This window comes from Streptomyces sp. Tu 3180, from assembly GCF_009852415.1.
Classification (GTDB): Bacteria; Actinomycetota; Actinomycetes; order Streptomycetales; family Streptomycetaceae; genus Streptomyces.
The window spans coordinates 407113-433401 of the sequence record NZ_WOXS01000002.1 but is presented as its reverse complement, the minus strand read 5'-3'; the positions used below and the strand labels follow the sequence as shown (position 1 = coordinate 433401).

22 protein-coding genes and 1 pseudogene are annotated in these 26289 nt (G+C 73.6%); 15 read left to right on the top strand and 8 right to left on the bottom strand.

The window, feature by feature from the left end:
* Positions 1 to 85: 85 nt before the first annotated feature.
* Together GL259_RS03310 and GL259_RS03305 are read right to left on the bottom strand one after the other, a co-directional pair.
* Complete coding sequence (locus GL259_RS03310; protein ID WP_159529007.1) at positions 86 to 1270, bottom strand: DUF6596 domain-containing protein; 1185 nt, start codon at positions 1268 to 1270, stop codon at positions 86 to 88.
* 7 nt (positions 1271 to 1277) lie between these two features.
* Positions 1278 to 1685, bottom strand: a complete 408-nt coding sequence (locus tag GL259_RS03305) for a YciI family protein (RefSeq protein WP_159529005.1) — start codon at positions 1683 to 1685, stop codon at positions 1278 to 1280.
* Positions 1686 to 1859: 174 nt separating this feature from the next.
* Here GL259_RS03305 and GL259_RS03300 point away from each other — a divergent pair, with 174 nt between their 5' ends.
* Both GL259_RS03300 and GL259_RS03295 read left to right on the top strand, forming a co-directional pair.
* Complete coding sequence (locus tag GL259_RS03300; protein ID WP_159529003.1) at positions 1860 to 2162, top strand: metalloregulator ArsR/SmtB family transcription factor; 303 nt, start codon at positions 1860 to 1862, stop codon at positions 2160 to 2162.
* The gene (locus GL259_RS03295; RefSeq protein ID WP_159529001.1) at positions 2159 to 2551 is read left to right on the top strand and encodes a VOC family protein; all 393 of its coding nucleotides are present in this window, start codon (positions 2159 to 2161) and stop codon (positions 2549 to 2551) included. The genes GL259_RS03300 and GL259_RS03295 overlap by 4 nt, the downstream gene beginning before the upstream one ends.
* A 297-nt stretch (positions 2552 to 2848) precedes the next feature.
* On the opposite strand, the pseudogene GL259_RS03290 reads toward GL259_RS03295, so the two are convergent.
* Both GL259_RS03290 and GL259_RS03285 read right to left on the bottom strand, forming a co-directional pair.
* Positions 2849 to 3878, bottom strand: a pseudogene (locus tag GL259_RS03290) (S66 peptidase family protein).
* 567 nt (positions 3879 to 4445) lie between these two features.
* Positions 4446 to 4670, bottom strand: coding sequence for a helix-turn-helix domain-containing protein (locus tag GL259_RS03285; protein WP_159528999.1), 225 nt, complete (start codon positions 4668 to 4670; stop codon positions 4446 to 4448).
* A gap of 389 nt (positions 4671 to 5059) precedes the next feature.
* On the opposite strand from GL259_RS03285, the gene GL259_RS03280 reads away from it, so the two are divergent.
* The gene (locus GL259_RS03280; protein ID WP_347814608.1) at positions 5060 to 6157 is read left to right on the top strand and encodes an MFS transporter; all 1098 of its coding nucleotides are present in this window, start codon (positions 5060 to 5062) and stop codon (positions 6155 to 6157) included.
* Between the two features lie 520 nt (positions 6158 to 6677).
* Complete coding sequence (locus GL259_RS03275; RefSeq protein ID WP_159528995.1) at positions 6678 to 7382, top strand: GNAT family N-acetyltransferase; 705 nt, start codon at positions 6678 to 6680, stop codon at positions 7380 to 7382.
* A gap of 106 nt (positions 7383 to 7488) precedes the next feature.
* Here the strand turns inward: GL259_RS03275 and GL259_RS03270 are convergent, their stop codons facing one another.
* Together GL259_RS03270 and GL259_RS03265 are read right to left on the bottom strand one after the other, a co-directional pair.
* Entirely contained in the window at positions 7489 to 8214 is a 726-nt protein-coding gene (locus GL259_RS03270; protein WP_159528993.1) for an SDR family NAD(P)-dependent oxidoreductase, read from the bottom strand.
* A 279-nt stretch (positions 8215 to 8493) separates the two neighbouring features.
* Positions 8494 to 11316, bottom strand: a complete 2823-nt coding sequence (locus GL259_RS03265; protein ID WP_159528991.1) for a SpoIIE family protein phosphatase — start codon at positions 11314 to 11316, stop codon at positions 8494 to 8496.
* A 480-nt stretch (positions 11317 to 11796) separates the two neighbouring features.
* Here GL259_RS03265 and GL259_RS03260 point away from each other — a divergent pair, with 480 nt between their 5' ends.
* The 3 genes from GL259_RS03260 (at position 11797) to GL259_RS03250 (ending at position 15368) form a co-directional block, all read left to right on the top strand.
* The gene (locus GL259_RS03260; protein WP_159528989.1) at positions 11797 to 13929 is read left to right on the top strand and encodes a cellulose binding domain-containing protein; all 2133 of its coding nucleotides are present in this window, start codon (positions 11797 to 11799) and stop codon (positions 13927 to 13929) included.
* A gap of 241 nt (positions 13930 to 14170) precedes the next feature.
* The gene (locus tag GL259_RS03255; RefSeq protein WP_159528987.1) at positions 14171 to 14734 is read left to right on the top strand and encodes a dihydrofolate reductase family protein; all 564 of its coding nucleotides are present in this window, start codon (positions 14171 to 14173) and stop codon (positions 14732 to 14734) included.
* A gap of 214 nt (positions 14735 to 14948) precedes the next feature.
* Positions 14949 to 15368: a GAF domain-containing protein gene (locus GL259_RS03250; protein WP_159528985.1), complete on the top strand. Its 420-nt coding sequence runs from the start codon at positions 14949 to 14951 to the stop codon at positions 15366 to 15368.
* A gap of 223 nt (positions 15369 to 15591) precedes the next feature.
* Here the strand turns inward: GL259_RS03250 and GL259_RS03245 are convergent, their stop codons facing one another.
* Positions 15592 to 16554 carry a zinc-dependent alcohol dehydrogenase family protein gene (locus tag GL259_RS03245; RefSeq protein WP_159528983.1) on the bottom strand — a complete coding sequence of 321 codons (963 nt, stop codon included), beginning with the start codon at positions 16552 to 16554 and terminating at the stop codon, positions 15592 to 15594.
* 166 nt (positions 16555 to 16720) lie between these two features.
* Here GL259_RS03245 and GL259_RS03240 point away from each other — a divergent pair, with 166 nt between their 5' ends.
* From GL259_RS03240 to GL259_RS03205, 8 genes are all read left to right on the top strand, one after another.
* Positions 16721 to 17365, top strand: a complete 645-nt coding sequence (locus GL259_RS03240; RefSeq protein ID WP_208026418.1) for a TetR/AcrR family transcriptional regulator — start codon at positions 16721 to 16723, stop codon at positions 17363 to 17365.
* Between the two features lie 385 nt (positions 17366 to 17750).
* Positions 17751 to 18464, top strand: coding sequence for a S1 family peptidase (locus GL259_RS03235; RefSeq protein WP_159528981.1), 714 nt, complete (start codon positions 17751 to 17753; stop codon positions 18462 to 18464).
* Positions 18465 to 18894: 430 nt separating this feature from the next.
* Positions 18895 to 19176, top strand: coding sequence for a polyprenyl synthetase (locus tag GL259_RS03230; protein WP_159528979.1), 282 nt, complete (start codon positions 18895 to 18897; stop codon positions 19174 to 19176).
* Positions 19169 to 20224, top strand: coding sequence for a polyprenyl synthetase family protein (locus GL259_RS03225; RefSeq protein WP_159528977.1), 1056 nt, complete (start codon positions 19169 to 19171; stop codon positions 20222 to 20224). Before GL259_RS03230 ends, GL259_RS03225 begins: the two co-directional genes overlap by 8 nt.
* A gap of 59 nt (positions 20225 to 20283) precedes the next feature.
* Positions 20284 to 21447: an oxygenase MpaB family protein gene (locus tag GL259_RS03220; protein ID WP_159528975.1), complete on the top strand. Its 1164-nt coding sequence runs from the start codon at positions 20284 to 20286 to the stop codon at positions 21445 to 21447.
* Between the two features lie 630 nt (positions 21448 to 22077).
* Positions 22078 to 22695: a dirigent protein gene (locus GL259_RS03215; RefSeq protein WP_159528973.1), complete on the top strand. Its 618-nt coding sequence runs from the start codon at positions 22078 to 22080 to the stop codon at positions 22693 to 22695.
* A gap of 243 nt (positions 22696 to 22938) precedes the next feature.
* Positions 22939 to 23448: a hypothetical protein gene (locus tag GL259_RS03210; protein WP_159528971.1), complete on the top strand. Its 510-nt coding sequence runs from the start codon at positions 22939 to 22941 to the stop codon at positions 23446 to 23448.
* A 471-nt stretch (positions 23449 to 23919) separates the two neighbouring features.
* Positions 23920 to 25167, top strand: a complete 1248-nt coding sequence (locus tag GL259_RS03205) for a glycosyltransferase (RefSeq protein ID WP_159528969.1) — start codon at positions 23920 to 23922, stop codon at positions 25165 to 25167.
* A gap of 165 nt (positions 25168 to 25332) precedes the next feature.
* Here the strand turns inward: GL259_RS03205 and GL259_RS03200 are convergent, their stop codons facing one another.
* Positions 25333 to 26202: an SGNH/GDSL hydrolase family protein gene (locus GL259_RS03200; RefSeq protein WP_243762228.1), complete on the bottom strand. Its 870-nt coding sequence runs from the start codon at positions 26200 to 26202 to the stop codon at positions 25333 to 25335.
* Positions 26203 to 26289 lie beyond the last annotated feature (87 nt).

Here is a 26289-nt window from a genome sequence, read left to right as displayed (position 1 = left end):
GCGCGGGTGCGGGCGCCGACGCGCACGTGCGTCGCCCGCTGCTGCCGGCATCCACGGGGCCGGGGGAGGATCCGGGCGCGGCCCGTCAGCGACGCCGGCGGGCGTTGAGCCGGGCCGCCCGGCGCGTCAGGTGGTCGCGCTCGGCGAGGTCGGGCGCCTTGTGGGCCGCCTCGGCGTACAGCCGTGCCGCCGTCGCCAGGTCGCCGTCGCGCTCGTGGAGGTACGCCGCCACCGCGGCGTGGCGGGGCAGCGAGGGGTCCAGCGCCGCGAGCGCCGCCAGGCCGGCGCGCGGCCCGTCGGCCTCGCCGACGGCCACCGCGCGGTTGAGCCGGACGACCGGGCTGTCGGTCAGGCGCGTGAGTTCGTCGTACCACTCGACGATCTGCACCCAGTCGGTCTCCTCGGCGGCGGGCGCGTCGGCGTGGAGCGCCGCGATCGCGGCCTGGGCCTGGAACTCGCCCAGCCGGTCGCGGGCGAGGGCCGCCTGGAGTATCCCGATGCCCTCGGCGATCGCCCCGGTGTCCCATCGGCCGCGGTCCTGCTCGGCGAGCGGCACCAGGCTGCCGTCGGGCGCGGTCCGGGCGGCGCGCCGGGCGTGGTGGAGCAGCATGAGGGCGAGCAGCCCCGACACCTCGGGGTGGTCGATCGCGGCCGCGAGCTGCCGGGTGAGCCGGACGGCCTCGGCGGCGAGGTCGACGTCGCCGGAGTAGCCCTCGTTGAAGACCAGGTAGAGGACGCGCAGCACGGTGGCGACGTCGCCGGGCCGGTCGAACCGCACGCCGGAGACGGTGCGCTTGGCCCGGCTGATGCGCTGCGCCATGGTCGCCTCGGGCACCAGGTAGGCCCGGGCGATCTGGCGGGTGGTGAGCCCGCCGACGGCGCGCAGCGTCAGCGCGACCGCGGACGACGGCGTCAGCGACGGGTGGGCGCACAGGAAGTAGAGCTGGAGCGTGTCGTCCGCGGCGGGCACGGGCCCGGGCGCCGGCTCCGCGTCGACGAGGTCCTCGCGCCGGCGGCGGGCGGCGTCCGCCCGGGTCGCGTCGAGGAACTTGCGCCAGGCCGCGGTGACCAGCCAGCCCTTCACGTCCCGGACGGGGTCTCCCCCGCTCGAGCGGAGCCGAGGGCTCGGGGAAGGGCCGGCCGCCCACAGGCGGACCGCCTCGACCAGTGCGTTCTGCACGGCGTCCTCGGCCGCCGCGAAGTCGGCTCCGCGGCGGACGAGGATCCCGAGCACGCTCGGCGTGAGGCTCCTCAGCAGGACGTCGTCCATCGGTGGATCACTCGGTGACGGTGTGCGACGCGGTCAGGAACGGACGCACCTCGAGCCACTCGTGGATCGGCTTTCCGCCCGCCCCGGGGGCGGCCGAGAGCTCCCCGGCCAGCTCGACGGCGCGCTCGCGGCTGTCGACGTCGATCACCATCCAGCCGGCGATGAGGTCCTTGGTCTCGGCGAACGGGCCGTCGGTGACCGGCGGGCGGCCCTCTCCGTCGTACCGGACGAACATCCCGTCGGGGGCGAGCGCCTGGCTGTCGACGAACTCGCCGGTCTCCTCGAGCCGGGCCGCGAAGTCGTTCATGTACCGCACGTGCGCCGAGATCTCCTCCGGCGTCCACTGGTCCATGGGCACGTCGTTGACCGAAGCCGGGGCGCCGCGGTAGTGCTTGAGCAGCAGGTACTTCGCCATGGTGCTTCTCCTCGGTGCTGGTACGACCCATTGTGGTCGCGTTCACCCCGGGGACGGAGCCGGCCGCGGTTTCTCGACATGCCGTCCGATTTTTTTCGGGCTCTCACGGGTGGCCCGGGGGAGACGGCGCTTCCCGACTTGATAGGCAAGTGATTACTTGCCTATCCTGTGGCCGTGGCCGACGACCTCTTCAAGGCCCTGGCCGACCCCACCCGTCGCACCATCCTCGACGAGCTCACGCAGAAGTCCGGACAGACACTGTTCGAGATCTGCTCACGACTGAGCATGAAGCACCAGCTCCGCATCTCGCGCCAGGGGGTCTCCCAACACCTCGCCGTGCTGGAGGCCGCCGGCCTCGTCGAGACCAGGCGGGAGGGCCGCTACAAGTTCCACGACCTCAACACGGCCCCGCTGCGGCAGATCGCCGAGCGATGGCTCGTGCCCGACCCATCCGGACCGGAGGACGACACCCCATGAAGATCCACCTGACCAGCGTCTTCGTCGACGACCAGGCCAAGGCTGAGCACTTCTACACCGAGATCCTCGGCTTCGTGAAGAAGCACGACGTCCCGGTGGGGGAGGAGGACCGGTGGCTGACCGTCGTCTCGCCCGACGAGCCCGACGGCACCGAACTCCTCCTGGAGCCCGCCGGCCACCCGGCCGTCAAGCCCTACCGCGACACGCTCGTCAAGGACGGCATCCCGCTCGCCCAGTTCGCCGTCGACGACGTGAATGCCGAGTACGAACGCCTGCGCGGCCTCGGCGTCCGCTTCACCCAGGAGCCCCTGGAGATGGGCCCCGTCACCACCGCCGTCTTCGACGACACCTGCGGCAATCTGATCCAGATCGCGACCAAGCCGCAGTAGGCGGTCGCCGGCGTGCGCGGCCCGGCCGCCGCGACGGCCGGGCCGCGCCCCGGAACGCGCCGGTGGCGCGGGCACGCCTTCGAAGTGCCTCGAAACCCCCTCGGCCCGGCGCCCACGCCGTCCTGCGCCCTCCCTCACGACGACACCCTCCCGGAGACCCGCGACCGCGGCGTGCGCTGACGGGGCGTCGGGCCACTCGTCGGCGCGCCGGCGGGCCCGTCGGCCGATCACGCGCGTGCGCGGGGTTTGGTGGGGCACCGTCGTGCTTCCCCCGTGCCGGGCGTCCGGCCCGGCACGTCAGTCCAGCGTCTGCGTCAGCTCGCTCCGGCCGGGGGAGTGGACGACGCGGCCGCGGGCGCCGTTGACGATCGGCATGTAGGGCGGGACGTGGCCGCACTCGACGTCGGCGATGACCGGCACGTTCAGGGGGCCGAGAGCGTCGAGGACGGCTTCGTGCTGGGTGAGGGAGCTGCTGTCCGGTGCGCCGGTCCGCCCGACGAGGATAGCGTTGGCGCGGTCGAAGAACCCGGCGAGCCTCATGCCGTGCAGGTTCCGGCAGATGGTGAAGGCGTCGTCCCCGGCTGCTTCCACGTACACGAGGAGCCCTTCCGGGGACCGGGTGCGGGCGAAGGCCGTGACGTCGAGGTAGGGCGTCCCCGCGAGATTGCACAGCGTCTCGATGCAGCCGCCGATCGGCCTTCCCCCGGGTCTCCACCGCACCGGTGCCGTCGAGTCGGGTCCACGTGCCCCGGGAGTCGAGCGTGTACTCGCGTACGCCGGGGAGGGCGGCGTAGTCGTCGAAGCCCGTGGTCCGGTGGCGGCCGGGCGGGGTCTGGGTGAACCGGTGGCCCGGGGGCGCGGCGACGACGTCCAGCCACGACAGAAGTCCCTCGGGCACGCGGTAGGGCGTGTCCATGAGGTTGTTGCCGTGGAGGGTCGCCGTGCCGGTGAGCAGGGTCAGCGGTGTGACGAGGGTCGAGATGTCGGAGAACCCGACGAGCCAGGTCGGCTCCGCCTCCCGCAGCCGGTCCCAGTCGAGCAGCGGGACGAGGTCGATCGCGGTCTCCCCGCCCCAGGGCGGCACGACGGCCCGGATGGTGGGATCGGTCAGCATCGACATCAGTTCGCTCGCGCGCTCGGCGGCCGGGGCGCTGACGTGTCCGGAGCCGTCCATGCACCGTCCGACGACGACCTCGTACCCGCGCGCCCCCACGTCGCGGACGGCGACGTCCAGCCGCCGGCGCAGTCCCTCTGCGACCCCGCTCGACGGAGCGGTCACACCGACACGGTCACCGGGACGCAGGGGGCGCGGGTATCGGACTGGCATGCGTCGGATCCTGGCACGGCGTCGGGCCCGGACGACAGCGGATCAGCGCTTACGAGCACCCGGCCGGACCCTGACGGGTGACGCGGCAGCGGTGTTCCGTTCCGAAGCTCGACGGGCCTGCGAGCGCCATCGGTTGTCCAGGTGCCGGTGGGACGTCCCGTGCTGCTCGGGGATGTTGCAGCGGCCGGCGAGCGCGTGGAACGCCTCCTCGGTTTCCCGGGCCACGTCCGGGTGCGCACGCGCGTCCGCCCGGTGACCGCCGTGTTCGTCGAGCATCTTGACGATGCCGTGGGGCGAGGCCGGGATCCGGTCCGGACGGCCGGTGGGCCGTGCCGCCGCGTACGGCCCACCGGGTCACGGAACGCCCGGCCTTCGTCCGTTCCTTCCCGTCCCCGTCCCCGTCGCCGCCCTCACCTCGTGCGGCGGCCTCCACGAGCGGGGTGAGGGGGACGGCGGCCAAGAGCGGTACCGGTCCCGGCGCCGAACCCGTGGTGGGGAGGACGGTCCCCGCCGGGATCGGCCCGCCGCAGGAGCCGCGGGGCCGAGCCCCCGGCGGGACGGCCGTCGTCACCTTCGGGGACGCCCGGCCTCCTCGAGCCGTCGGTGCGGGCGGTCCCCGCCCCGGCTGCGCAGAGGGACGTCCGCCTCGGTGAGCACGCGGTGGACGAATCCGTACGACCGTCCGTGCGCTTCGGCGATGGCCCGTATGGACAGACCTTTCTCGTACTCCTTCTTCATCTCCCGCGCGAGTTCCTCACGGGCCGCGCCCGTGATCTGCTTGCCCTTGTTCACGACCGGTCTCCTTCGGTGATCGGCGTCTGGTTGTGATCGTCGTCTACCCCCGACAGGGGGACAGGCCACAGAACAGCCTGTGCGTCTTCGCGTCACGACCCGCGGTGAATGACGTGATCCCGCCTGACGGCCCTCCCGTCCGGGATGGTGGATTGGAGGCCCTGGTGGTCCGGGCGGGCCGGGGGCGGGCCCACTCGCCGGGCTCGCGGGAAGCCAGGAGCCGGTGGGAGGCGGGGGTTTGCGATTCTTCTTGGCGTCCGGCGTCCGGCGTCCGGCCTTCGGCCTTCGGCGTTCGAGGAAGGGACCAGGTGAACGAATCGGGTGTGCGGCCGTCTCCTGCCCGGGAAGTCGTGAGGGGCAGGCTCTCCGTCTGTCTCGTCTTTGTGATCATGGGGTCGGCCGTCGGGGGATGGTCGGCCCGCGTGCCGGAGATCCGGCACGCGGTCGGCATGGACGAGGCCGCGTGGGGACTGGCCAACACCGCCTCCATGGGCGGTGACCTGGCGGCCCTGGCCCTGGTCACCGTACTGATCGGGCAGACGGGCATGCGCCGGATGAGTTGGGCGGGCGCGGCCCTGATCCTGGTCAACGCCCCCTTGACGGCGTCGGCGTCGACGCCGGGAGCCCTCATCGCGGGCTTCGCGACCTGGGGGTTCGCCGCGAGCCTGTTGTCCGCCCCCACGAACGCCCAGGCGGCCGAGGTCGAACGGCGCTACGGCCGACCCCTGCTGTCCGGCTTCCACGCCTGTTTCAGCTTCGCCCTGCTCTGCGGAGGTCTGCTGGGAACGGTGGCCGCCGCGCTGGACATCACCCCCGCGGCGCAGATGGCCGTGACCAGCCTGGTGCTCGGCGTGGGCCTGCTCACGGCGGGCCGCTGGCTCCCCGATCAGCGGCCCGCCACCCGCGACCACGGGGCAGGAGGGCTGCCGGGGCGCATCCGGCGACGTGTCACCCCGCGGCTTCTGCTCCTGGCGTTCATCGCCTTCCAGGCGTCCTTCATCGAGGGAGCGGTGACGCAGTGGAGCGCCATCTACGCCGCCGACTCGCTGGGGCTGGCGCCCTCTGCCGCCGCCGCCACCTACACCGCGTACGCCGTGGCCGTCGCGGTGACACGGCTGCGCGGTGACCGGCTGACCGAACGGCTCGGACGGCGTCGACTCCTTCGCCTGTCCTCCCTCGCGGCCGGGCTCGGCGCCGTGGTGGTGGTGGCCCGGCCGCACCCGGCCGCGGCGTTCGTCGGGTTCGCGCTGCTCGGGGTGGGCATCGCCTGTGTCACTCCGTCGGCCTTCGCCGTGGCCGGCAGTCAGCCTGGTCTGACCGCGGGAGAAGGGGTGTCGGTGGTGGTCGTCGGGCAGTGGCCCGGATTCCTGCTGGCACCTCCCGTGATCGGTGCGCTCGCCCATCAGTGGGACCTGCGTGCGGCTCTGGCCACGCTGCTCCTCGCCGCCCTCTGCGTGGCGGTCGCCGCGCGCGCGGTGCCGAAGTGAGCGGCGTCCGGAGGCGGGGGACAGGGCTCGACAGCCCTTCCCGGCCGGCACGGCATCGGCGGCGGCACACCCGCCTTGTGCCGGAACGGCTGACCAGAGCACCGGCGGCCCCGCCTCGATGCGGCGCAGTACGGGGGCAGGCGGTCCAGGCCGGGGCCGGTCCGGAGCCGTCGCTCGTCCCACCAGGCGGCGCCCGCTTCGTGCGGTGGACCGACCACGTCCCCGGCCCCGGCCGCGCCCAGGGGCGTTGCACCGCCGAGCACGAACTCGAAGAGGCCATCGGGTCCGGATCCGGGCGGCTTCACGGCAGGCACCGCTGGGCCGCCGTCCGCGCGTCCCGGTGGCCGAGCGGCCCGCTTCGGGTCTCCCCCGAGACGCATGTCTATGATCGCCGTGCTCACCGGCCTGTCGCAGAAGGGGTGGCCGGCGCGAGCTTATGGCTCTTGCGGGATCGGGACGCCCCTGGCGTCGAGCGGTGCGGGTGACCGGCTCCCGCGCACGACATGAGAGGTACGGCACCGTGGTGGACCAGGACGTCCCGGCACTCGACGACCCGGTGGGTCAGTCACTCGCTGGTCACCACGCGCATCTCGCCCGCCGGCTCGGCCGGGCCGCCGCCTACCTGCCGGGAGTCGCGACCTTCTCCACGGTGTCCGCCGGCCCGGACGCGGCGGAATGGGCCGACCTGGCCCGGCTGCTCGGGCCGGGCGAACTCGCCGACATGTTCAGCTGTCCGGCCACCGCGCCGCCGGACTGGGAGCCGGTCTTCCGTCTCGAGGGCCGCCAGATGATCCGGCCCGGCACCGCCCGGCCCGACCACTCCCACCGGGAGACCGGGACCGAGGTGGTCCGGCTGGGCGCGGACAGCGTGGCCGAGATGCTCGACCTCGTGGCGCGGACCCGGCCGGGGCCGTTCTGGCCGCGCACCCACGAGCTCGGCACCTACCTCGGCATCCGCGACAACGGCGTGCTGGTGGCGATGGCGGGGGAGCGGCTGCGGCCTCCGGGCTGGACCGAGATCAGCGCCGTCTGCACCGCTCCCGAGGCACGCGGGCGAGGCCACGCCGCACGCCTGGTCGGTGCGCTCGCCGCGCGGATCCTGGCCCGCGGCGAACGCCCCTTCCTGCACGTGGCCGAGGCGAACGGCGACGCCATCGCCCTGTACGAGCGGCTCGGCTTCACCACCCGCAGGCAGGTGACCTTCCGAGGGTTCCGCACACCGTGACGGCTCTCACCCCGGCGGGCCGCGGCGCACTGCCCACCGCGGCCCCGTGAGCTCCGCCGGACGACGGACTCGCGGCGGTCCCGTGTCCGCCCCGGGCGGCGCCCGGTCAGAGCACGGTGTCCGTCTCCCCGGCCAGCGTGCGCAGGAGACGGTCCTGGAACGCCTCGTCGTGGACGGCGCGGTGCGGTTCCGTCCGCCGGCGGTGGTACCAGTACCCGCCGCTGGTCAGGGCCTCGGGATCGTCGCTGGAGGCGAGCCACGCCTGTGTCCGGTGGCCGAGTTCGAGATCGTCCGGCGCGTGGGGGCCGCCCATCCTGGTCGGCACCCAGCCCGGATCCACCGCGTTGCTCAGCGTTCCGGGGCGCAGGCGGGCCACCGCGGCGGCGAGTGCCGTGACGTACAGCTTGCTGTCGGCGTAGGAGCCCGCGCTTCGGCCCCGCCAGTCGACCCGGTCGAGCGAGGGACGCCCGCTGAAGTGCGAGCCGCTGCTGAGGTAGACATGCCGGCGCGGTCCGCGCAGCAGGGCCGTGAGCAGGTACGGCGCGACGATGTTGACCGGCATGACCGGGGGCCCGCTCCAGACGCCGGCGTTGTGGATGACCGCGTCGAGCGGTCGGGCGCCGTTCAGCTCGGCGGCGATGCGCCGTACGGCGTCGCGTTCCGTGAGATCACCCGTGACGACGTCCGCCCCGCGGTCGGTCAGCGGACCGAGGCTCGCCGCGCGCTGCTGGTTCCGGGCGTGCAGCACGACCTCGTGCCCCTCGGACAGCAATGAGGCCGCCGCGGCACGTCCCAGGCCGTCCGTCGAACCGGTCACCAGGATGCGGCTCACGCGCCCGTCACCTCCCGGACGGGCGGGAACGGAGCGGCCGTCGCACAGCCGGAGGGCACCGAGTGCGTCCGTGTGCTCCGCTCACCGGCGTGCCCGTCGGTGTGCACGGCTGTTCCTCGCACGGCCGCCGCCTCCTTCCTCGTGGTCACGGTGGCGCCCGGAGGGCGTGGCCGCCCTCCGCCCGGAGCACCCCGGCCGCCACCGACGAGGTGCCGGGGGAGGGGTGCGGCCCGGCCGTCCGCGGCATCGCGGTCTGCGGCCGTGGTGCCGGCCGGCGGGTCAGCCGGGGTCGTCGAACATGGCCAGCAGCGCCTGCTCGTCCGTCTCCGGCGCGGGCTGCTCGGGCTGGGGGATCTGCTCGGCCCACACCGTTTTGCCCTGCGGCATGTAACGGGCGCCCCAGCTCTTGGTGAACTGCGCCACCAGGAACAGGCCGCGCCCGCCCTCCTCGGTCGTGGCCGCCCGCCGGATGCGCGGAGAGGTGTTGCTGCGGTCGGAGACCTCGCAGATCAGTGAGTCGTCGCGCAGCAACCGCAGGCCCACCGGCCCCTGACCGCCGTACCGCACGGCGTTGGTGACCAGCTCGCTGACCACCAGCCCGGTGTTGAAGTCCAGCTCCGACAGGTCCCAGGCGGCGAGCTGGGCACGGGTCAGTGCCCTGGCCCGCGCCACGACCGAGGAGTCGGACGGGAACTCCCAGGACGCCACCCGGTCCTCGGGCAGCGCGTGCACACGGGCCAGCAGGAGGGCCACGTCGTCGTGCGGGCCGCCGGGCAGGAGGGTGTCCGCGACCCGGTCGCAGATGTCCTCCAGCGCCGGACCGGCGCGGCTCAGCGAGGCCAGCAGCCGCCCGGTGCGCGCCTCGGTGTCCCCGTAACCGCGGCTCTCCTTGAGCAGGCCGTCGGTGTACATCGTCAGCAGGCTGCCCGCGGGCAGGTCGACGGTGGCGGACTCGTACGGCTGGATCCCGCCGAGCCCGAGCGGCGGACCGGCCGGCAGGTCGATCAGCCGCGCCTCCCCGTCCGGCGTCAGCAGGGCGGGCGGCGGATGGCCGGCCCGCGCGACCGTGCAGCGACACGACACCGGGTCGTACACCGCGTACAGGCAGGTGGCCCCGGTCGCGGGGTCCTGTTCGTCGGCCGATTCGTCGGGGGTGCGGCTGACCAGGTCGTCCAGGTGGACCAGTACCTCCTCGGGCAGCAGGTCCAGCCCGGCCAGCGTCCGCACCGCCGTGCGCAGCCGGCCCATGGTCGCTGCCGCCTGCAGACCGTTCCCGGGCACGTCCCCGACGACCAGCGCCACCCGCATCCCGGACAGCGGGATCACGTCGAACCAGTCCCCGCCCACACCCGCCCTGGCGTCCGCGGGCAGGTAGCGTGAGGCGAGTTCGACGGTGCTCAGCCGGGGCAGGGCGTGCGGCAGCAGGCTGCGCTGCAGGGTGAGGGAGGCGTGGTGCTCCCGGCGGTAGCGGCGGGCGTTGTCCACGCTGGTCGCGGCGCGGGCCGCCAGCTCGCCCGCCAGCGCCAGGTCGTCCTGCTCGTACGGCCTCGTCCTGCCACGGCGGTAGAACCCCGCCAGGCCCAGGACGGAGCCCCGCGCGGACAGCGGAGCGCCCAGGTAGGAGTGCACGCCCTCGCCGAGCAGGTCGACGGGGTGCACCCGGCCGGCCGGGTGCCCGGCCAGGGCGGCGGTCAGCACCGAGTCCGTGACCGGCTGCCCGGTCTCCAGACACCGGGCCTGGGGCGTGCCGGCGGGGTAGTCGGCCGGCTCGTCCACGCGGCCGATCGGGGTGTCGAGGGAGTCCTCGCCCGCCCAGACGGCCACCCGGCGCAGCGCCACGTCGGAGTGCAGCCGTCCGGGCGGTGGCTCCTCGCCGGCCAGGACGCTCTCCACCAGGTCGACGACGACCAGGTCGGCGAAGCGCGGCACGGCGATCTCCGCCAGTTCCTCGGCGGTGCGCCACATGTCCAGGGTGGTGCCGAGCCGGACGCCTGCCTCGTTCAGCAGGGACAGCCGCCCGCGCGCCTCGGCGGCGTGCCGGCCGACGCCCGGCTCGCCCACCAGCAGCAGCCATGCGTCGGTCGATCCGGCGGCGTGCGGTTTCGCCGCCGCGTCGGACGCGTTCACCCCCGCTGCCGCGGTGGGGCGGTTCAGGAGCGGCACATGACGGCCGTCGGGGGCGGTCACGACGGCCGGGCCCGGTGTCTCCGTGCCGGGGGTGCCCTCGAAGCTGACCTCGACCGCCGCGCCCTCCGCGTCGCCGTGGTGCAGCTCCCGGCGGCGCAGCATCGCCGTGCGACCGCCCGCGAGCGGGACCTCGGCGAACGCCTCACCGGTCGAGGAGATCAGCTCGACGGCACGCTCCAGCAGCATCAGCCGCTCCTGCGGGGCCAGCCGGGGCGACGGTCCGCCGAGCCGGGACAGCTCTCCCGATCCGAGGTCCAGCTCGGCATGCCCGCCGAGCTTCCTGGCCTTGCGGAAGGAACGCATCAGCTCCAGCTCGCGGGCCGTGCCCAGCTCCAGCAGACGTTCCCCGATGCGCTCGGTGGCGTCCTGCAGGACCAGCGCCATGCCGGGGTCGGCCAGCACCTGGGGCACGGAGAGGTTGACCGCACCCCGCACGGCGCCGCCCACCGGGTCGCACACCGGCGCGGCCATGCAGGTGAGCTTCTTGAGGTCGTGCAGGAAGTGTTCGTGGCCGACGACCACGAACGGCGCCCTGGTGCTCAGCACCATGCTGACGCTGCTGGTCCCCATGAACCGCTCATCGACGTTGGCGCCCAGCACCAGGGAGGCGGCGTCCATCAGCCTCAGCCCCGCCGGGTCGCCCCGCCGTTCCACGATGTTCGCCCGCGAGTCGGTCAGCGCCACCGTCACCGGCACGCCCGAGAACCGTTCGCACAGGCGGTCCAGCACCGGTGCGGCAGCCCTGATCAGCAGGGAGTCGGGATCCAGGTCACTCTCGATCGGCAGGGCCGCCCTCTCGCGGTCGATGCCGAGCGACTGCGACCGCTGCCAGGAGGCGAGGATCTCCGGGCGTACTCCGGTGACCGGCGTCCGGTCACCGCGACCACCACCCGGAGGAGTCGGATACGGATCCACGTAGTCATGGTAATCGGGCAAATAGGTTGTTTGCTCGGCGCGGACGCTCGGCCGCGGGTGCTCCGGGACGGGGGAGGCGGGTCTGCCGGACGCCGGTGCCCGGGCCGGCCGCACCCCGCCCCACCCCGGTGCGGACGCGGAACGCCCTCACCGCCGCCGCCTCGAGGAACGCGCCGGAGGGCCGGTCCGCCCCTGGAGAAGTCCGCCGGGGGAGCCCGTCCCGCCTCGCTCCGCCCGCCCTTCACCGCCTGTCCCGTCCGTTGACAGAACGCCATGCCGCTCCCATCATGGGAGCGCTCCCATCGGCAGGGTCGGCCGCCGCCCCGCCCTCGCACGACCGCACCGCACCGCACCCACGCACCGTTCCCCGTGCCACCGGCGCGGAACGTCCTGCTGCCGCGTCGGCACTCCGCCCGTCCGGTCGCACGGCCCGGCACCCGCTGCCCCGCCCGTGCCACCGGACCCCGAGGGAGGACCCCCATGCCCTTACCGCAGAGACCGCGCCGGCCGGCCGGTACCGGCCCCCGCCACCTCGCGCGCACCGCCGCCGCCCTGGCCGCCGCGCTCGCCCTGCTGTCCCCGCTGAACGCCGCCGGCACCGCGTCCGCCGCCGCGCGGGAGGTACCGGCCGCGGACGTCGACGTCCGGGTCAACACGCAGGCGTCGCTGGGCCGCATGTCCGACGTCGCACGGGGAGTCAACACGGCCATCTGGGACTCGCACATGAACGATCCCGAGGTCGCCGCCCTGATGAAGGCGGCCGACGTCGGGGCGATGCGCTACCCCGGCGGTTCGTACGCGGACATCTACCACTGGAAGACCCACACGGCGCCCGGCGGGTACGTCGCCCCCGGCACCGACTTCGACTCCTTCATGGGCACCGTCCGTGCCGCCGGCGCCCAGCCCATCCTGATCGCCAACTACGGCTCGGGCACGCCCCAGGAGGCCGCCGACTGGGTCCGGTACGCGAACGTCACCAAGGACTACGACGCGCGGTACTGGGAGATCGGCAACGAGATCTACGGCAACGGCCACTACGGCAACGGCTGGGAGCACGACGAGCACGAGGACAAGAGCCCCCGGGAGTACGCCCGCCAGGTCCGCGCCTACGCCGAGGCCATGAAGGCCGTCGACCCGACCGTCCGGATCGGCGCGGTCCTCACCACCCCGGGCCACTGGCCGGACGGCGTCGTCGGCGAAGGCGATCCGGGCGACTGGAACCACACCGTGCTCTCCGAGGTCACCGACGTCATCGACTTCGTGAGCGTCCACTGGTACGCGGGCGGCGCCGACACCACCGCCGAGGACGCCATGACCAGGCTGACCAGGCTCCCCGGCGAACTGCGGGAGGTGCGCCACCAGATCGACCGGTACGCGGGAGCCGACTCACCGCGCATCGGCATCGCCCTCACCGAGATCAACACCAACACCGGCGGTGCCCTGCTCACCGCCCGCCCCAACGGCCTGTTCGCCGCCGACGCGTACCTGACGGCCCTGGAGAACGGCGTCTTCACCGTCGACTGGTGGAACACCCACAACGGCCCGGGCCGGATCACCACCGTCGACGGCGAGACCGACTACGGCGACATGGGGATGCTGTCCAGCGGTTCCTGCACCGGTGACGTCTGCGAACCGGCGCCGAACACGCCGTTCCACCCCTACTACGGCATGAAGATGACCAGCGAACTGGGCACCGCGGGGGACACCCTGGTCGCCGCCGCGTCCTCCGCGCAGGACGTCTCCGCACACGCCGTGCACCGTCGCGACGGGCGCCTGAGCGTCCTGCTCATCAACAAGGACCCGGACGCCGCCCGGACCGTGGACCTCGAGTACGCGGGCTTCACCCCGTCCGCCGCCGCACCCGAGGTCAGCCGCTACGCGCGCGGCGACGGCGACATCACCGACGTCACCGACGGCGGGGCGTCCGCCTCCCGGGTCACCGTGCCGCCGTACGGGATGCTCGCCGTCACCCTCACCCCGCAGGCCGGCACCGGGCCGGGTGCCTCCGACGCCGAGGCCCCGGGGGCGCCGCGGCTGGAGGCGGTGACCGACACCACCGCGCGCCTGTCCTGGGAGGGTGCGCAGGGCGCGGCCCGCTACCTGGTCCAGGAGCGCGACGGCGCCCACACCCGGCTGGTCGGCGAGACCACCGGCACGTCCGTGACCCTGCGGAACCTGCCCCCGGGCAGCACCCACACGGTCAACGTGCTGGCGGCCGACGCCTCGGGACGGCTGTCCGCGCCGTCCACTCCGCTGACCTTCACCACCGGCACCCCGCCGGACGCCACCTGCGCGGTGACCTACCACCGCGACACGAGCTGGGGCAACGGCTTCGTGGCCACGGTCACCGTACGGAACCTCTCGGACACCCCGCTCACCGGCTGGACCGTGGACTGGGACTGGCCGACCGACCGCCAGTCGGTGTCCTCCGGCTGGAACGCCACGTTCCACCAGACCGGCCGGCACGTACGGGTGACCGCCCCCGAGGGTGCCGGGCCGCTGGCCCCGGACGGCGGTTCGACGGCCTCGTTCGGCTTCGTCGGCGCCAACGACGGGCCCAACCCGCAGCCGACGGTCTTCCGCCTCAACGGCACCGTCTGCTCGGGCGGCTGACGTCCGGCCCGCCCGGGACAGGGGAGGAGGTGACCTGCTCCCGGGCGGAGGACGCGTTCGGTGTCACCGAGGACGGGCGCAGCGGCTCGCCCGCGAGGACGTGAAGCCGCCCGTGTCCCCCGGGGCTCTCCCGGCGGAACGATCTCGTGAGGTGACTCGGCCCGGAAAGTCCGCGCGTCGCGATGAGTCCCGCGGTGTCCGGCGGTCGTACTGTCGAACCCGTCACCGAGGAGGACTTCCGATGCGCAGCGTGACCTATTCGATGAGCGTCTCACTCGACGGCTACATCGTCGGCCCGGACGGCGACTTCAACTGGACGGCGCCCGACGAGGAGGTCTTCCGCTTCTGGATCGACGAGATCCGGCAGGTCGGCGTCCACCTGTTGGGGCGAAGGCTGTACGAGACGATGCTGTACTGGGAGACCGCCGACCAGGATCCGTCGCTCGACGAGTCGATGCTCGAGTGGACCGCGCTCTGGAAGCCGCTCCCCAAGGTGGTGTTCTCCACCACGCTGTCGGAGGTGCAGGGCAACGCCCGACTGGCCTCCGGCGGCCTGGCGGAGGAGATCGGGCGGTTGCGGGCCGAGCCGGGGGAGGGCGAGATCGCGATCGGGGGCGCGACCCTCGCCGCCGAGGCGGCCGCGTCGGACCTGATCGACGAGTACCGGGCCGTGGTCTACCCGGTGCTGGTCGGCGGAGGCGTTCCGTTCTTCCCCCGGCGCGAGCGCCGAGCGGATCTCGAACTCGTCGAGACCCGCACCTTCAGCTCGAGGTTCGTCTACCTCCGCTACCGCGTGGCGCGCTAGCTCGGCCGGCTCGTCCACCGGGCCACGGGAGGAAAGGGCCGGCCGGTGACCTTCCCCCAGCGGTGATCGCTTCCGGTTCCCGTCGGGGAGGAGAGCGGCGCGGGCCGTATCGCCGCCCCCACCGCCCGGGCGTCCCCCGTGCGCCCGGGGCGCCACCGTTCCCGCGGGTGCTTCCTCCAGCGGGGCTCGACTGCCGCGCTGCACACTCCCGGTCATGAGCGAGGCAGCAGAGATGACCACGAAGTGGCTCCGGCAGTGGATCACGGCCCACGGCGGCGTCGCCGGGACCGTCCATGCGCGGCAGGGGGACGAGATGAGGCTGACGGCCGCCGTGAACATCCCCCCGCAGGTCGTGGAGATCGTGCGTGTCGTGCCGAAGGGCAAGGGGATGGCGGGGCTGGCCTTCGAGCGGAACGCGCCGGTGTCCACGTGCAACCTGAAGACCGACACGTCGGGTGATGTGCGGCCGGGTGCCAAGGCGGTGAACGCCGGTGCCGCCGTGGCGATCCCCGTCCATGACGCGGCCGGGCGGATCCGGGGCGTCGTCGGGATCGCCTACCAGGGGGAGCGGCCCATGGACGACGGCGAACTCGCGCTGCTGACGTCGGAGGCGGAGGCGCTGCCGTCGGCGTAGCGGACCCGCCCGGGGTGGGCCGGGGGACTTCGGCTGTCCTCCCCGGCGCCACCGCACGGCGCCCGCGCGGCGGCGCGCCCCGATGCCGGACGGGACAGCGGTGACCGGGCACGGCGCGCACGTGCCCGGCGCCGGCCGTGGTGACCGTCGGCGCCGGGCGCCGGCCCCGACCTGGGCGGGTCCCCCTTCGTGGCCCGGACCGCGCACGCCGTCCCCGCCCGGGTCAGGGCACCAGCACCACCCTGCCGAACACCTTCCCCGCGTCCATCGCGCGGTGGGCCCGCACCGCCTGGTCCAGGGGCAGCACCTCGTGCACGACCGTGCGCAGGTCCCCGTGCGCGGCATCGGCGAACTGGGACGCCCGCACGGCCTGCCGGTCGGGGCCGGGCACGGTGTCGGAACTGAAAGCGGCGAACGACAACGACCTGCGGAAGGCGTCCACAAGCCGCATGCCGAAGTCCGCCGGCGGCTGCCCGCCGACCACACCGACGGCCACATACCGCCCGTTGGGGTTCAGCCTGTCCAGGAAACGGGGAAGCCGGGGCCCGCCCACGACATCGATCACCACGTCGAAGCCCGCCGGTGTGTCCGGTCCGCCCTCGCCGGTGCGGTCGAGGACATGGGTCGCGCCCAGGTCCCGCAGGCGGGCGCCGCGTTCCACCGAGGAGGTGGTGACCGCCACCGCGCTCGCGCCGCGCCCGGCCGCGAGCTGGACCGCCGTGATCCCGATGCTGCCCGCCGCACCGCGCACGAGCACCGTCTCCCCGGGCGTGAAGCGGGCCCGCTCCAGGGCGAAGTGGGCGACCACGCCGGAGCCGCCGAGGGTCACCGCGTCGGCGGTGGTCAGGTCGTCGGGCAGCGCGAGGACGTCCTCGACCGCGGCGACGGCCTGCTCGGCGTATCCGCCGGACAGGCCGGTGGACGCCCACACCCGCCGCCCGATCCACGAGGCGTCCACGCCCTCTCCCACCTCGGCGACCCTTCCCGCGACCTCGCTGCCGAGGAGATGGCCCTCCCGGAAGCCGTAGGCGGCGAGCGCTCCCCGGCGGATCACGGCGTCCACGCCGCCCACCCCGATCGCCTCCGTGGCGACCCGCACCTGCCCCGGGGCGGGAACGGGCGTGGGCACATCGACGGTCTCCAGGCCCTCGGGGTCACCGAACGCCCTGATCACGACGGCTTTCATGGCTGCTCCTCGGGTCGGTGGAAGGACGGATCGCAGTTGCTGCGGCCGTGGACGTCGAGCCGGCCCCCACAGCCGGGGCATCATCGGCGAAGTACGGGGACGGGGCGGCGGCACCGCCATCGGACCGTAACGGAAGCCCGCGTCCTTCTGGCCGAAGTGAGAAACGATGACCGACCATCTGTCTCGGACCGTGCGCTCCGACGCCCACGACAACCGGGTCCGCATCCTGGACGCCGCCCGCGCGGTGTTCGGCGAGGAGGGCCTGAGCGCGCCCGTGCGCGAGGTCGCCCGGCACGCGGGCGTCGGCACCGCCACGCTGTACCGGCACTTCCCGACCAAGCAGGCACTGATCGTGGAGACCTTCGCCGAGCAGCGGCGGGCCTGCCGTGCCGTCGTCGGCGACGCCCTCGCCGACCCGGACCCGTGGCACGGATTCCGGAGCCTGGTCGAGCGGATGTGTGAACTGCACGCGCACGGCCGGGGATTCGCCGAGGCCTTCATGACGGCCTTCCCCGAGGCCGTGGACTTCCCCGCCGAACGGGAGCGGACCCTGCGCGCGGTCGCCGCACTGGCCCGCCGTGCCCAGGAGACCGGCCGGCTGCGCCCCGGTTTCGTCGTCGAGGACCTGGTCCTCATGCTCACGGCCCACCGGGGCTTCCAGGACACGCCGCGTGCCGCCCGGGTCACGGCCTCCCGCCGCTTCGCCGCCTACGTGATCGAGGCGTTCCGCGCCGCACCGGAGACGGGAGTGCCCGCGCCGCTGCCGCCGGCACCACACCTGCCGCTCACGCACCCGCCCAGCACGCCGTGAATCCGCCACCCGGAGGTTCGTGTTCCTCGACCCCTCAAGTCCCCCGGGTTCAGGGAAACCGAAGTCCGTTCAGCGGGAACTCGCGGGTCGGTCCGTGTGTGTCGACCGGGCGTGTCCGTGGGGCCGGCGGGAACCGTGGGGCGGGCCGCGAGGCGGCGGGTTCCGGCCCTGACCTCGGCATCGACCCGGCCCACGGCTTCGTCGTCGTGTCCGAGGACGCCGTACTCGGCGTCGAGTTCGGCGAGCCGCTCGGCCGTACGGGGCGGTGTCCCGCCGCCCCTCCGTCTTCCCGGTCCGGCGACGCTCCGTGCGGTTGGCGGCTTTCGGCCTGACCGTCCGGGTCGGGGAGGCCCACAATGGCAGGCACATGCCATAGGAGGTCGCCATGAGGCCCCTGCGTTCCGAAGGACCCCTCCGAACCGTCGTCCGGGCCGTCGTCGTACTGGCGCTGCTCCTCGGCTGGTCCGCCGCCATCGGGCCGGCCGCGTACTCCGGCCAGCGCGCGGGGCACCAGGCGGCCGTCGCGGTGCGCGGGGGCGACACCCTCTACGGCGCCGGCACCCGCTGCACCGTGGGCTTCAACGCCCGCTCCGGCTCCACGTCGTACGCGCTCGTCTCGGGCCGGTGCGCCCAGGGGGCCAGTACCTGGTACGCCGACCCCGCCCTGACCGTGGGCGTCGGCGTCACGGTGGGCGTCAGTTTCCCGGGCAACGACTACGCGAGTGTTCGGTACACCGCTACGGCGGTCACCTACCCGGGCGAGGTCTCGCTGGGCGCCGGCGCCGGTACCCGCGACATCACCGGCGCGGCGAATCCCGTCGTCGGGCAGTCGGTCTGCCACGTCGGGCGGACCACCGGATACCGCTGCGGGACCGTCCAGGCCGTGAACGTCACCGTCAACTACGGCGGGGGAACCGTGTACGGGCTGTTCCGGTCCACCGTCTGCTCCGAGCCCGGAGACACCGGCGGTCCGGCTTTCTCGGGCGGCACGGCTCTCGGCATCATCGTCGGCAGCAGCGGGAACTGCGCCTCGGGAGGCTTCACCTACTACCAGCCGGTGGCCGAGTGGCTGTCGGCGTACGGCCTGAGCGTCTACTGAGGCAGCTGAGCCGGCCGAGCGCGCGAAGCTCCGGTGCGGCGCACCCGTCCCCGTCGTGATCGGTGAGTTCATGACGGCGTACCGCCCCACCATGAACCACCCCTTGGTGATCCCGGAAGACCGAGCCCGGTGGGGCACGGGAGAGTCCGTCTTCGACGGCGCCGCCGGGGCCGCGCCCTCCGTGAGCCACCGGCCCGGCTCGTGAACCGGCGCGCCGCCGTGCGCCAGGGCCGCCGCCGGCCGGGAAAGCGCGCGTGCCCGGCGGCCGACCCGTGCGGCCGATGTTCTCACAGGTCAAACGCATGTTCCTGTTTGTCACTCGATGAGGTGATGCGGGCATCGTGGACGGGACGAGTGGTCATGCTCCGATCGGCACAGGGCCCGGACCTGCCCGTGCCGGCCATGCCCGACATGACGGGGGGAGCTCGACATGACGTCTGCGCACGGCAACCGGGGTTGGGACGATCAGGCGGTACTGCTGGTGGCGGGGCTGGCGGATCTGGCCGTCACCACCGTCGGCTCGGCCGTGGGGGCCCTGCAGGGGCTGGTACGCCGCTCCGACGGTGCCGAGATCGTGGCCGGTGTTCAGCAGGATCTCATGGCCCGCGGGCGCATCGCCCTGGACCGTTGCGCTGCCGCGCCCGCTGCCCACCTCGAGACGCTGGCCCGGCACGCAAGGGCCCGGCGGACGGTTCACGGCGGCGATGTCTGAGCGCTGGGACCCCGCGGCGTTCAAGGACCGCATCGACACCGTGCTGACCGCGTTCCTCGCGCAGGAAGCCGAACTGCTCGTCGAGATCGATGACGCGCTCGAGCCGGTGGCCGAGCAGCTGCAGGCAGCGGCCCGGCACGGCAAGCGACTGCGTGCGGCGTTCTGCTACTGGGGCTGGCGCGCGGCCGGTCAGCCCGACAGCGACCTCCTCGTACGCGCGGCGGCCGCGATGGAACTGGTCCACGCCGCTGCGGTGGTGCACGACGATCTCATCGACGACAGCCCGCTGCGGCACCACGTGCCCACCGCCCATGTCGCGCTCCGGGCAGCCGTGGCGGGCCGTCCCCGGGAGGCCCGCGACGCGGCCCGCTCCCTGGCCATGCTGGTCGGGGACCACCTGATGGCATGTGCGGGGCAGCTGTTCGCCACCAGCGGCCTGCCCGCCGCCTACCTCGCACGGGCGCGGCCGATGTGGGCCGAGCTCGCCCGCGAGCTGATCGCAGGTGAGTGCCTGGAAATCCTGAACACCGGCACCAGCCCGGACGCGGACGTGTCGCTGAAGGTGGTGCGCTACAAGACCGCGAAGTACACCGTCGAGCAGCCGCTGCTCATCGGCTGCCTGCTCGCCGGAGCCACCCCCGCGCTACGGGCCGGCCTTTCCGCCTACGGGCTCCCGCTCGGGGAGGCGTTCCAGCTCCGTGACGACCTGCTGGGCCTGTTCGGCGAGCCCGGCCGCACGGGCAAGGCGAGCCTGGACGACATCCGCGGACAGCGGCCCACCGCCCTGCTCGCCGCTACCTGGCAGGCCGCGCTGCCCGCCCAACGCGAGCACCTCACCGCGGTATTGGGACGCCCGGACCTCACCGACGAGCACCTGCACGACGTGCGCCGGCTGATGAGCGCACTCCACGCCCCCGAACAGGTGGAGCACATGATCGCCTCCCGGGCGCAGGAAGCGGTGAGCCGGCTGCACACGCTCGACATCCCCCACCCCGCCCGGCGCGCCCTGACCGATCTCGCCCGCCTCGCAACCGACCGCCACCACTGACCCGCCCCTGCGACGCCTCAGCGTCCAGGACGCGCGGCTCACCGAGAGGGACTGCCGACATGACCTACACCGATGCCTCCATGGACGTCCTGCGCCGGTCGGGGGACGAACTCGCCGACGCGGTGGTGGCCGAGCTGTTCGAACGGGGGGAGGTGGGCAAGTTCAACACCCTCATGCGGTACGTCTCCACCGCAGGCGCACCCCTGCCCGACGGCCTGCCCGACGTGGCCCGCGCGTACCTGCAGGCCACCGGCGTGCCGCCGGCCTGGGTGGACTGGACCGAGATGGAGAAAGCCCGGTTGTTCTTCATCGACAACAACGTGCACATCTCCACCGCCCTGTCCTTCGCCTCCATGCCCGCCTGCTACGTCGTCCCGCACGTGGCGAAGCTCCTGTCGGCCACCCACGGACTGAGTTACCCCTCCAAACGGATGGCGGAGACCGGGCAGTTCACCGTCCACCTCATGCAGCCCGACGCCTTCGAAGCCGGCAGTCGCTTCCTTCCGGCCGCGCAGAAAGTCCGCCTGCTGCACGCATCGATCCGGCACCACCTCGAGCGGGAGGGGCGTTGGGACACCGACGCCCTGGGCACACCGATCTGCCAGGAAGACATGATCGGCGGGCAGATGTTCTTCTCCCTGCTCGTCCTGGACAGCCTGCACCGCCTCGGCATCCACATGAGCGCCGAAGGGGCGGAGGCCTACTTCTACGCCTGGCGCGTGGTCGGCGCCCTTCTCGGCGTCGACCAGGAGGCCGTCCCCGGGACGCTGGAGGAGGCGCGGCAGTTCCTGGACCTGTACATGATCCGCCACATGGGCCCCTCCGACGAAGGCGCCCATCTGACACGGCAGCTCATCGACCTCTACGAGGAGGTCGTCCCCGGGACCTTCTTCGACCCCGTCGTCTCCGCCCTGATCCGCCACCTGATCGGCGACACCTGCGCCGACTGGCTCGAGGTTCCCCGCACCCGCTGGGACAGCGTGGTCAAGGCCGTCCCGAGCCTGCTCGGCGTCCTGGAGACCATCGAGGACCGCTCGCCGTTGGGAGCTTGGGCGCTGGACCGTCTCGGCCACCTCACCACCGTCCTCGAACTGTCCTCGCTCACTCGTGGCCGCGTCATGCACTACGCCATCCCCGAGCAGCTGAAGAAGGACTTCGGAGTCACCGGCGGCGTGCCCCGCACCCACCGCTGGGCACCGCCCGCATCCACGATCGCCACCTGACGGAACGGCTCCCGCACCGCGCCGCACAGCCGCCGGTACCGGCAGCCCCCGCCGCGACCTGACGAGCGCGCACGGCCGACGGGCCGGGACGGCCGCCCGCTTCGCCGTACGGGGCCGGGTCACCGGCGCCACCGGCCGGCCCACCACGGCCCGAACACAGGACCGGACCGCAGGCCCACCACGTCCCCGGCACGCCGTCGGGCACCGGCCCACCCGGCAGTGGGACAGCACCCGCTTGCCCCTCGCCGACCTGCACGCCCACCACACGCACCTCCCCTGCGCCCCGCCGCCGGGGGAATGCACTCCAATGGCCCCGCCTTCGGCCTTCTGCCGAGCACGCCACCGTGACGGTCATTAGCGTTGCCGCCAGACGGATGGCCCTCATCAATGAATGCGGATGGTCCGCCATGAATGGATTCGGAAGAGATTCGTCACGACCGGAGTGAGAACGGCGAATCCTCCCGGTGACTCTGCGGGCCTTCCCGTACGTTCCCGCCCACGGTCCCCAGGACCGGCCGGGTGTCCGGCGTTCCGCCGACCGGCCCACCACGTCGCCGTCCGGCCGCATCAGCTCCGGACGAAGTCCGGGCGGCGCTGACTCTGTTCATTCCCACCAACACGGAGGCGATCATGGGCTTCGCTGGCCGGCCCTTCATATTCCTCGCCGTCGCGGTTCTCGGCTCCTCCGCCGGGCTCGCTCTCGTCGGACCCGCGTCGGCCGACGGGGTTCCCCGGAAGACAGCCGCGACTGCGGCGACCCACCCCGACGACGGCTCCTCCGCGAGGAACCGCACCATCCGCGTAGAGGCCCGGCTGCAGGTCGGCGAAGAAATCGACCTGGGGGCGACGGGCCGCAGCGTCGGCGACCAGTTCGTCTTCAGCGGGAATCTGGTGTCGACCGAGGGACCCGGGGAACGCCTCGTCGGACGCGTCGGCGGGTTCTGCGTCCTCACCCGCCTCGAACGCAACGCGGGACAGTGCGTGTCGACCGCGGTGCTGCCGGAGGGGCAGATCACCGTCCAGGGCGAGCAAACCGGAATTCCGGTACCGAGCCCGGTCCTCAACGCGATCACCGGAGGCACCGGGGAGTTCCGCAGGGCGCACGGCCAGGTGATGCAGCGGGTGTTGACGCCGGCGACCTGGCAACTCACGTTCGATGTCTCCGACGTGCAGCCCCGTCGGACCAGGGACGGTCGCGGCCCGTCCGAGGCGCCGATGCCCACACCTTCGTTCTTCCCCGGCAAGTAGCTGCGTCGAGCGGCGTCGACGACGCCCGGGACGCGGTGGCGAGAGCACCGGCTCCCGCCCGCGGCAGGTGTCGGACCGTCCCCGTCACCGGCCTGTCCTGGGCATCGGCCGCGGGCCACCAGGCGGGGGCGCGTCATCCGGGCCGATACCGGAACAGCCGTCGAGCGACCGTGAAACACGCCATGCCGCAGACAGCGTGCAGCGCCTCGGGGACCCGGACCGATCAGCACACAGGGAGAAGCCGTGATCAAGGACTTCCGCACACTCGCAAGCTGGGGCGTCGTCCTGGCGGCCACCGCCACGGCCGTCACCGCCACGATCGGCGCGACCACCGGTGGCCCGCCGAACCCGTCACCGGCCGACCCGCAGCCCCGCCCGACGGCCGGTCAGGAGGAAACGCAGGCCGGGCCCCGGACGACAGAGCGCCGACGGATCGCCACATCGGTCCTGGGCAGGGACTTCCAGTTCACACTCACCGCTCTGAGGTCGCAGACCGATCCGCTCGCGGCATCCCTGCGCCTCCAGGTCTTCACCTTCAAGGACGGCGCGTGGAGGGAGTCGGACCGCGCCCTGGTCGGCAAGGCGGATTCCTGGTTCTGGTTCCCGCTCACCGGCCGCCACGCGGTGTGCGAGTTCTCCACCTCCGGCACGGAGCCCGCGCCGGTTGCCGTCAGCGTGCTGATCACGCCATCGGTCGGCTGCTCGCCGACCGAGAACTTCCGCATCGACAACGGGCAGATCACCCCCGTCTGACAGCGCCCGGGGAAGGGCAGGTCGCGCTCGGCCTCTTCGGTCCACCCGTGATCGCCGCGGGCGGGCGGCCGGGAGGCGTGGTGGCCGGATCGTCCGGTGTGCTCGTCATGGTGTCCTCCGCGGTGTCTCGTGCCGGGCAGTGCCGTACGACGTCCCGCGACGGTCACCGGAACAGACTCGCGATCCGTCCGGAACTCATCGCGGCGGAGCACCCTCGGCCCCGTGCGGTCGGCTGCTCCGCGATTCACCCGCCCCCGTGGCGCTCGCGCCCGGCCCGCACCGCGCCGGGCGGGGCGGACACGGCCGACGGCCCCCGTCAGCCGGGCGCCGGCCGCGCCGCCCGATCCCGCGCGGACCGTCCCTCGTGCGGAGAGCCGGATCGCGTCCGAGGCCACCAGAGAAGCGCGACACGGGCAGGTGACGGCGCGGTGACCGACGCGCTGCCACGAGGCGGCGGGACATACTGTGCGCGTGCGTCTACTGATCGTCACAGTGGGTTCCTGGGGTGATGTGGCTCCTTGCATCGGGCTGGGCGTACGGCTGCGGACAGCCGGGCACACGGTGGCACTGGCCACGCACGCCCGTTTCGCCGATGCGGTGCGTACCCAGGGGCTCGATTTCCGGCCGTTGCCCGCCGACCCGGAGCGCCTGTTCGGATCAGCGGACGGGCAGAGGCTGGTGCGTGCCGCGAGCGCCCCGGCGAGGCTGGCCAGGACGCTGCGGCTGGGACGCGTGTTCCTGTCCCGGTTGGGACGCGGAGTGCTGGCAGCGGCTCAGGAGGGGGCCGACGTGGTCCTGGCCTCCGCGCTCGCCGACCCGCTGTGCGGCCCCGTCACCGAAGCGCTGCGCCTGCCCCGTCTCGGCATCTATCTGCAGCCGGTCCTCCCGACCGGGGCGTTCCCGCCGCTCGCGCTGGCCGGTTGCCGCTCCCTGGGGCCGCGGGGCAACCGGCTGGCCGCGAACGCGCTGCGGTCGGTCACCAGTCACGCCTTCGCTCCGGCCGTGGCGGACCTGCGCCGTCAGCTGGGTCTTCCGGGACGGCCGACGGGCGCCGCCGGCCGGGCTCCGCGCAGCCACACGATCTGTCACGGGTTCAGTCCGGCGGTGGTGCCGCCACCCCCGGACTGGCCCGCCCGGGCACGTGTCTGCGGCTACTGGTGGCCCGTACCTCCCGCCGGGTGGCGGCCCGACGACCGGCTCACCGCCTTCCTGAGCGCCGGCCCGGCGCCGGTCTTCGTCGGGCTCGGCAGCTTCGTCGCCGCGGACGCCGCACGCCTGAGCGCGCTGATCACCCGCGCCCTGCGCAAGGCGGGACTGCGGGGCATCGTGCAGTCCGGCTGGACGGACCTGCACGTCGAGAGCGAGGACGTGCTGACCGTCTCCGAGGTTCCGCACGAATGGCTCTTCCCCCGCATGGCCGCCGTGGTGCATCACGGCGGCGCGGGCACCACGGCGGCCGGCCTGCGGGCGGGCGTACCCGCGGTTCCCGTGCCCGGCCAACTGGACGCGTACTTCTGGGCCGCCCGGCTCACCGCCCTGGGCAGTGCTCCCACCCACGTCCCCTACCGGGATCTGACCGCGTCGCGGCTGGCCGAAGCTCTGCGGCACGCGGTGGACGATCCGGCCTATCGGATCCGCTCCCGCGGCATCGCCGACCGCCTGAAAGCCGAGGACGGAGCCGCCCGGGTCCTGACGGCACTGCACGACGTCGAGGCGTGAGGCGCCGACCGACGACTCACCGCGCGCTGCCACGGTCCGACCGGCTCCACGAGGACTGCGGAAGGGGCGGCTGACACTCCGCCCCCGCACCGGGCGTACCGGGCCGCGCCCGGCGCGCACGCCGCACGCGGCCCGGCCGGGGCCCGGTACCGCGGACGGAGCCCGTCACCCTGCCGGCGTCGCGCGGACGGCCGTGGCGAGGGCTTCGCCGATGGCCCGGGACCCCGCAGCGTTGGGGTGCAGGGGCGCGGCCGTACGAGTGGGCACCAGGCCCTCGATGTAGCGGTCGGCGGGGGCGGCGCAGATGTCGTGTCCGATGCCCGGGGTGTAGGTGTCGACGAAGGTGGCGCCGTGCTCCTCGGCCGTCTGCTTCAGGACGGTGCCGAGGTGATTGACCGCGCCTTGGAGGTAGTCGGCGTCCTGCTTCCAGAAGGGCTGGACGGGGTGGCAGCCGCCGGTGCGGATGTAGTTGCCGTAGCCGACGACGAAGACCTCGGCGTTCGGCGCCCGCCGGGCGATCTCGTCCAGGACGGTGGCGAAGACCGGTGCCCAGGCGTCGATGCGGGCCCTGACCCTGTCGGTGCCGCCGGCGGTGTTCTCCTGCGCGCAACTGGTGCCGTAGGGCTGGGGCAGGACGTTGACGCAGCCCAGCGCTTCGCCGAAGAGGCCGGTGTCGTTGCCGCCGATGGTGACGCTGACGATGTCGGTGGCGGGGGTGAGCGCGTCGTACTGGGGTGCGGTGCCCGGGTGCTGAGGAGCACTCAGGTGCCTGGTGGTGGCGGAGGAGCAGCTGACGTCGGTGAGTTTCGCGCCGAGGGCCTCGGCCGCGATGCGCGGGTAGCCGGCCAGGGAGCGCAGACACGCAGGGCCGGTGGGGTCGGCCGGCGGCACCAGCGGTGCGGCCGCGTAGGAATCGCCGAGCGCGACGTACCGCAAGGGTTCGGCCGCGGTCGCCGCAGCCGTGACCGGTGCCGTGGTTGCCAGGGCACCGGTGGACAGAGCGGTGGCCAGGGCCAGGCGCAGGACCGTCTTCAAGGACGCCTCCGTCCCAGGTGGGGGTGTGGGGTTCTGCCGTGGGACGAGCATGCCCGGGCAACCGGGCCGTCGCACGGCGACTCGGCC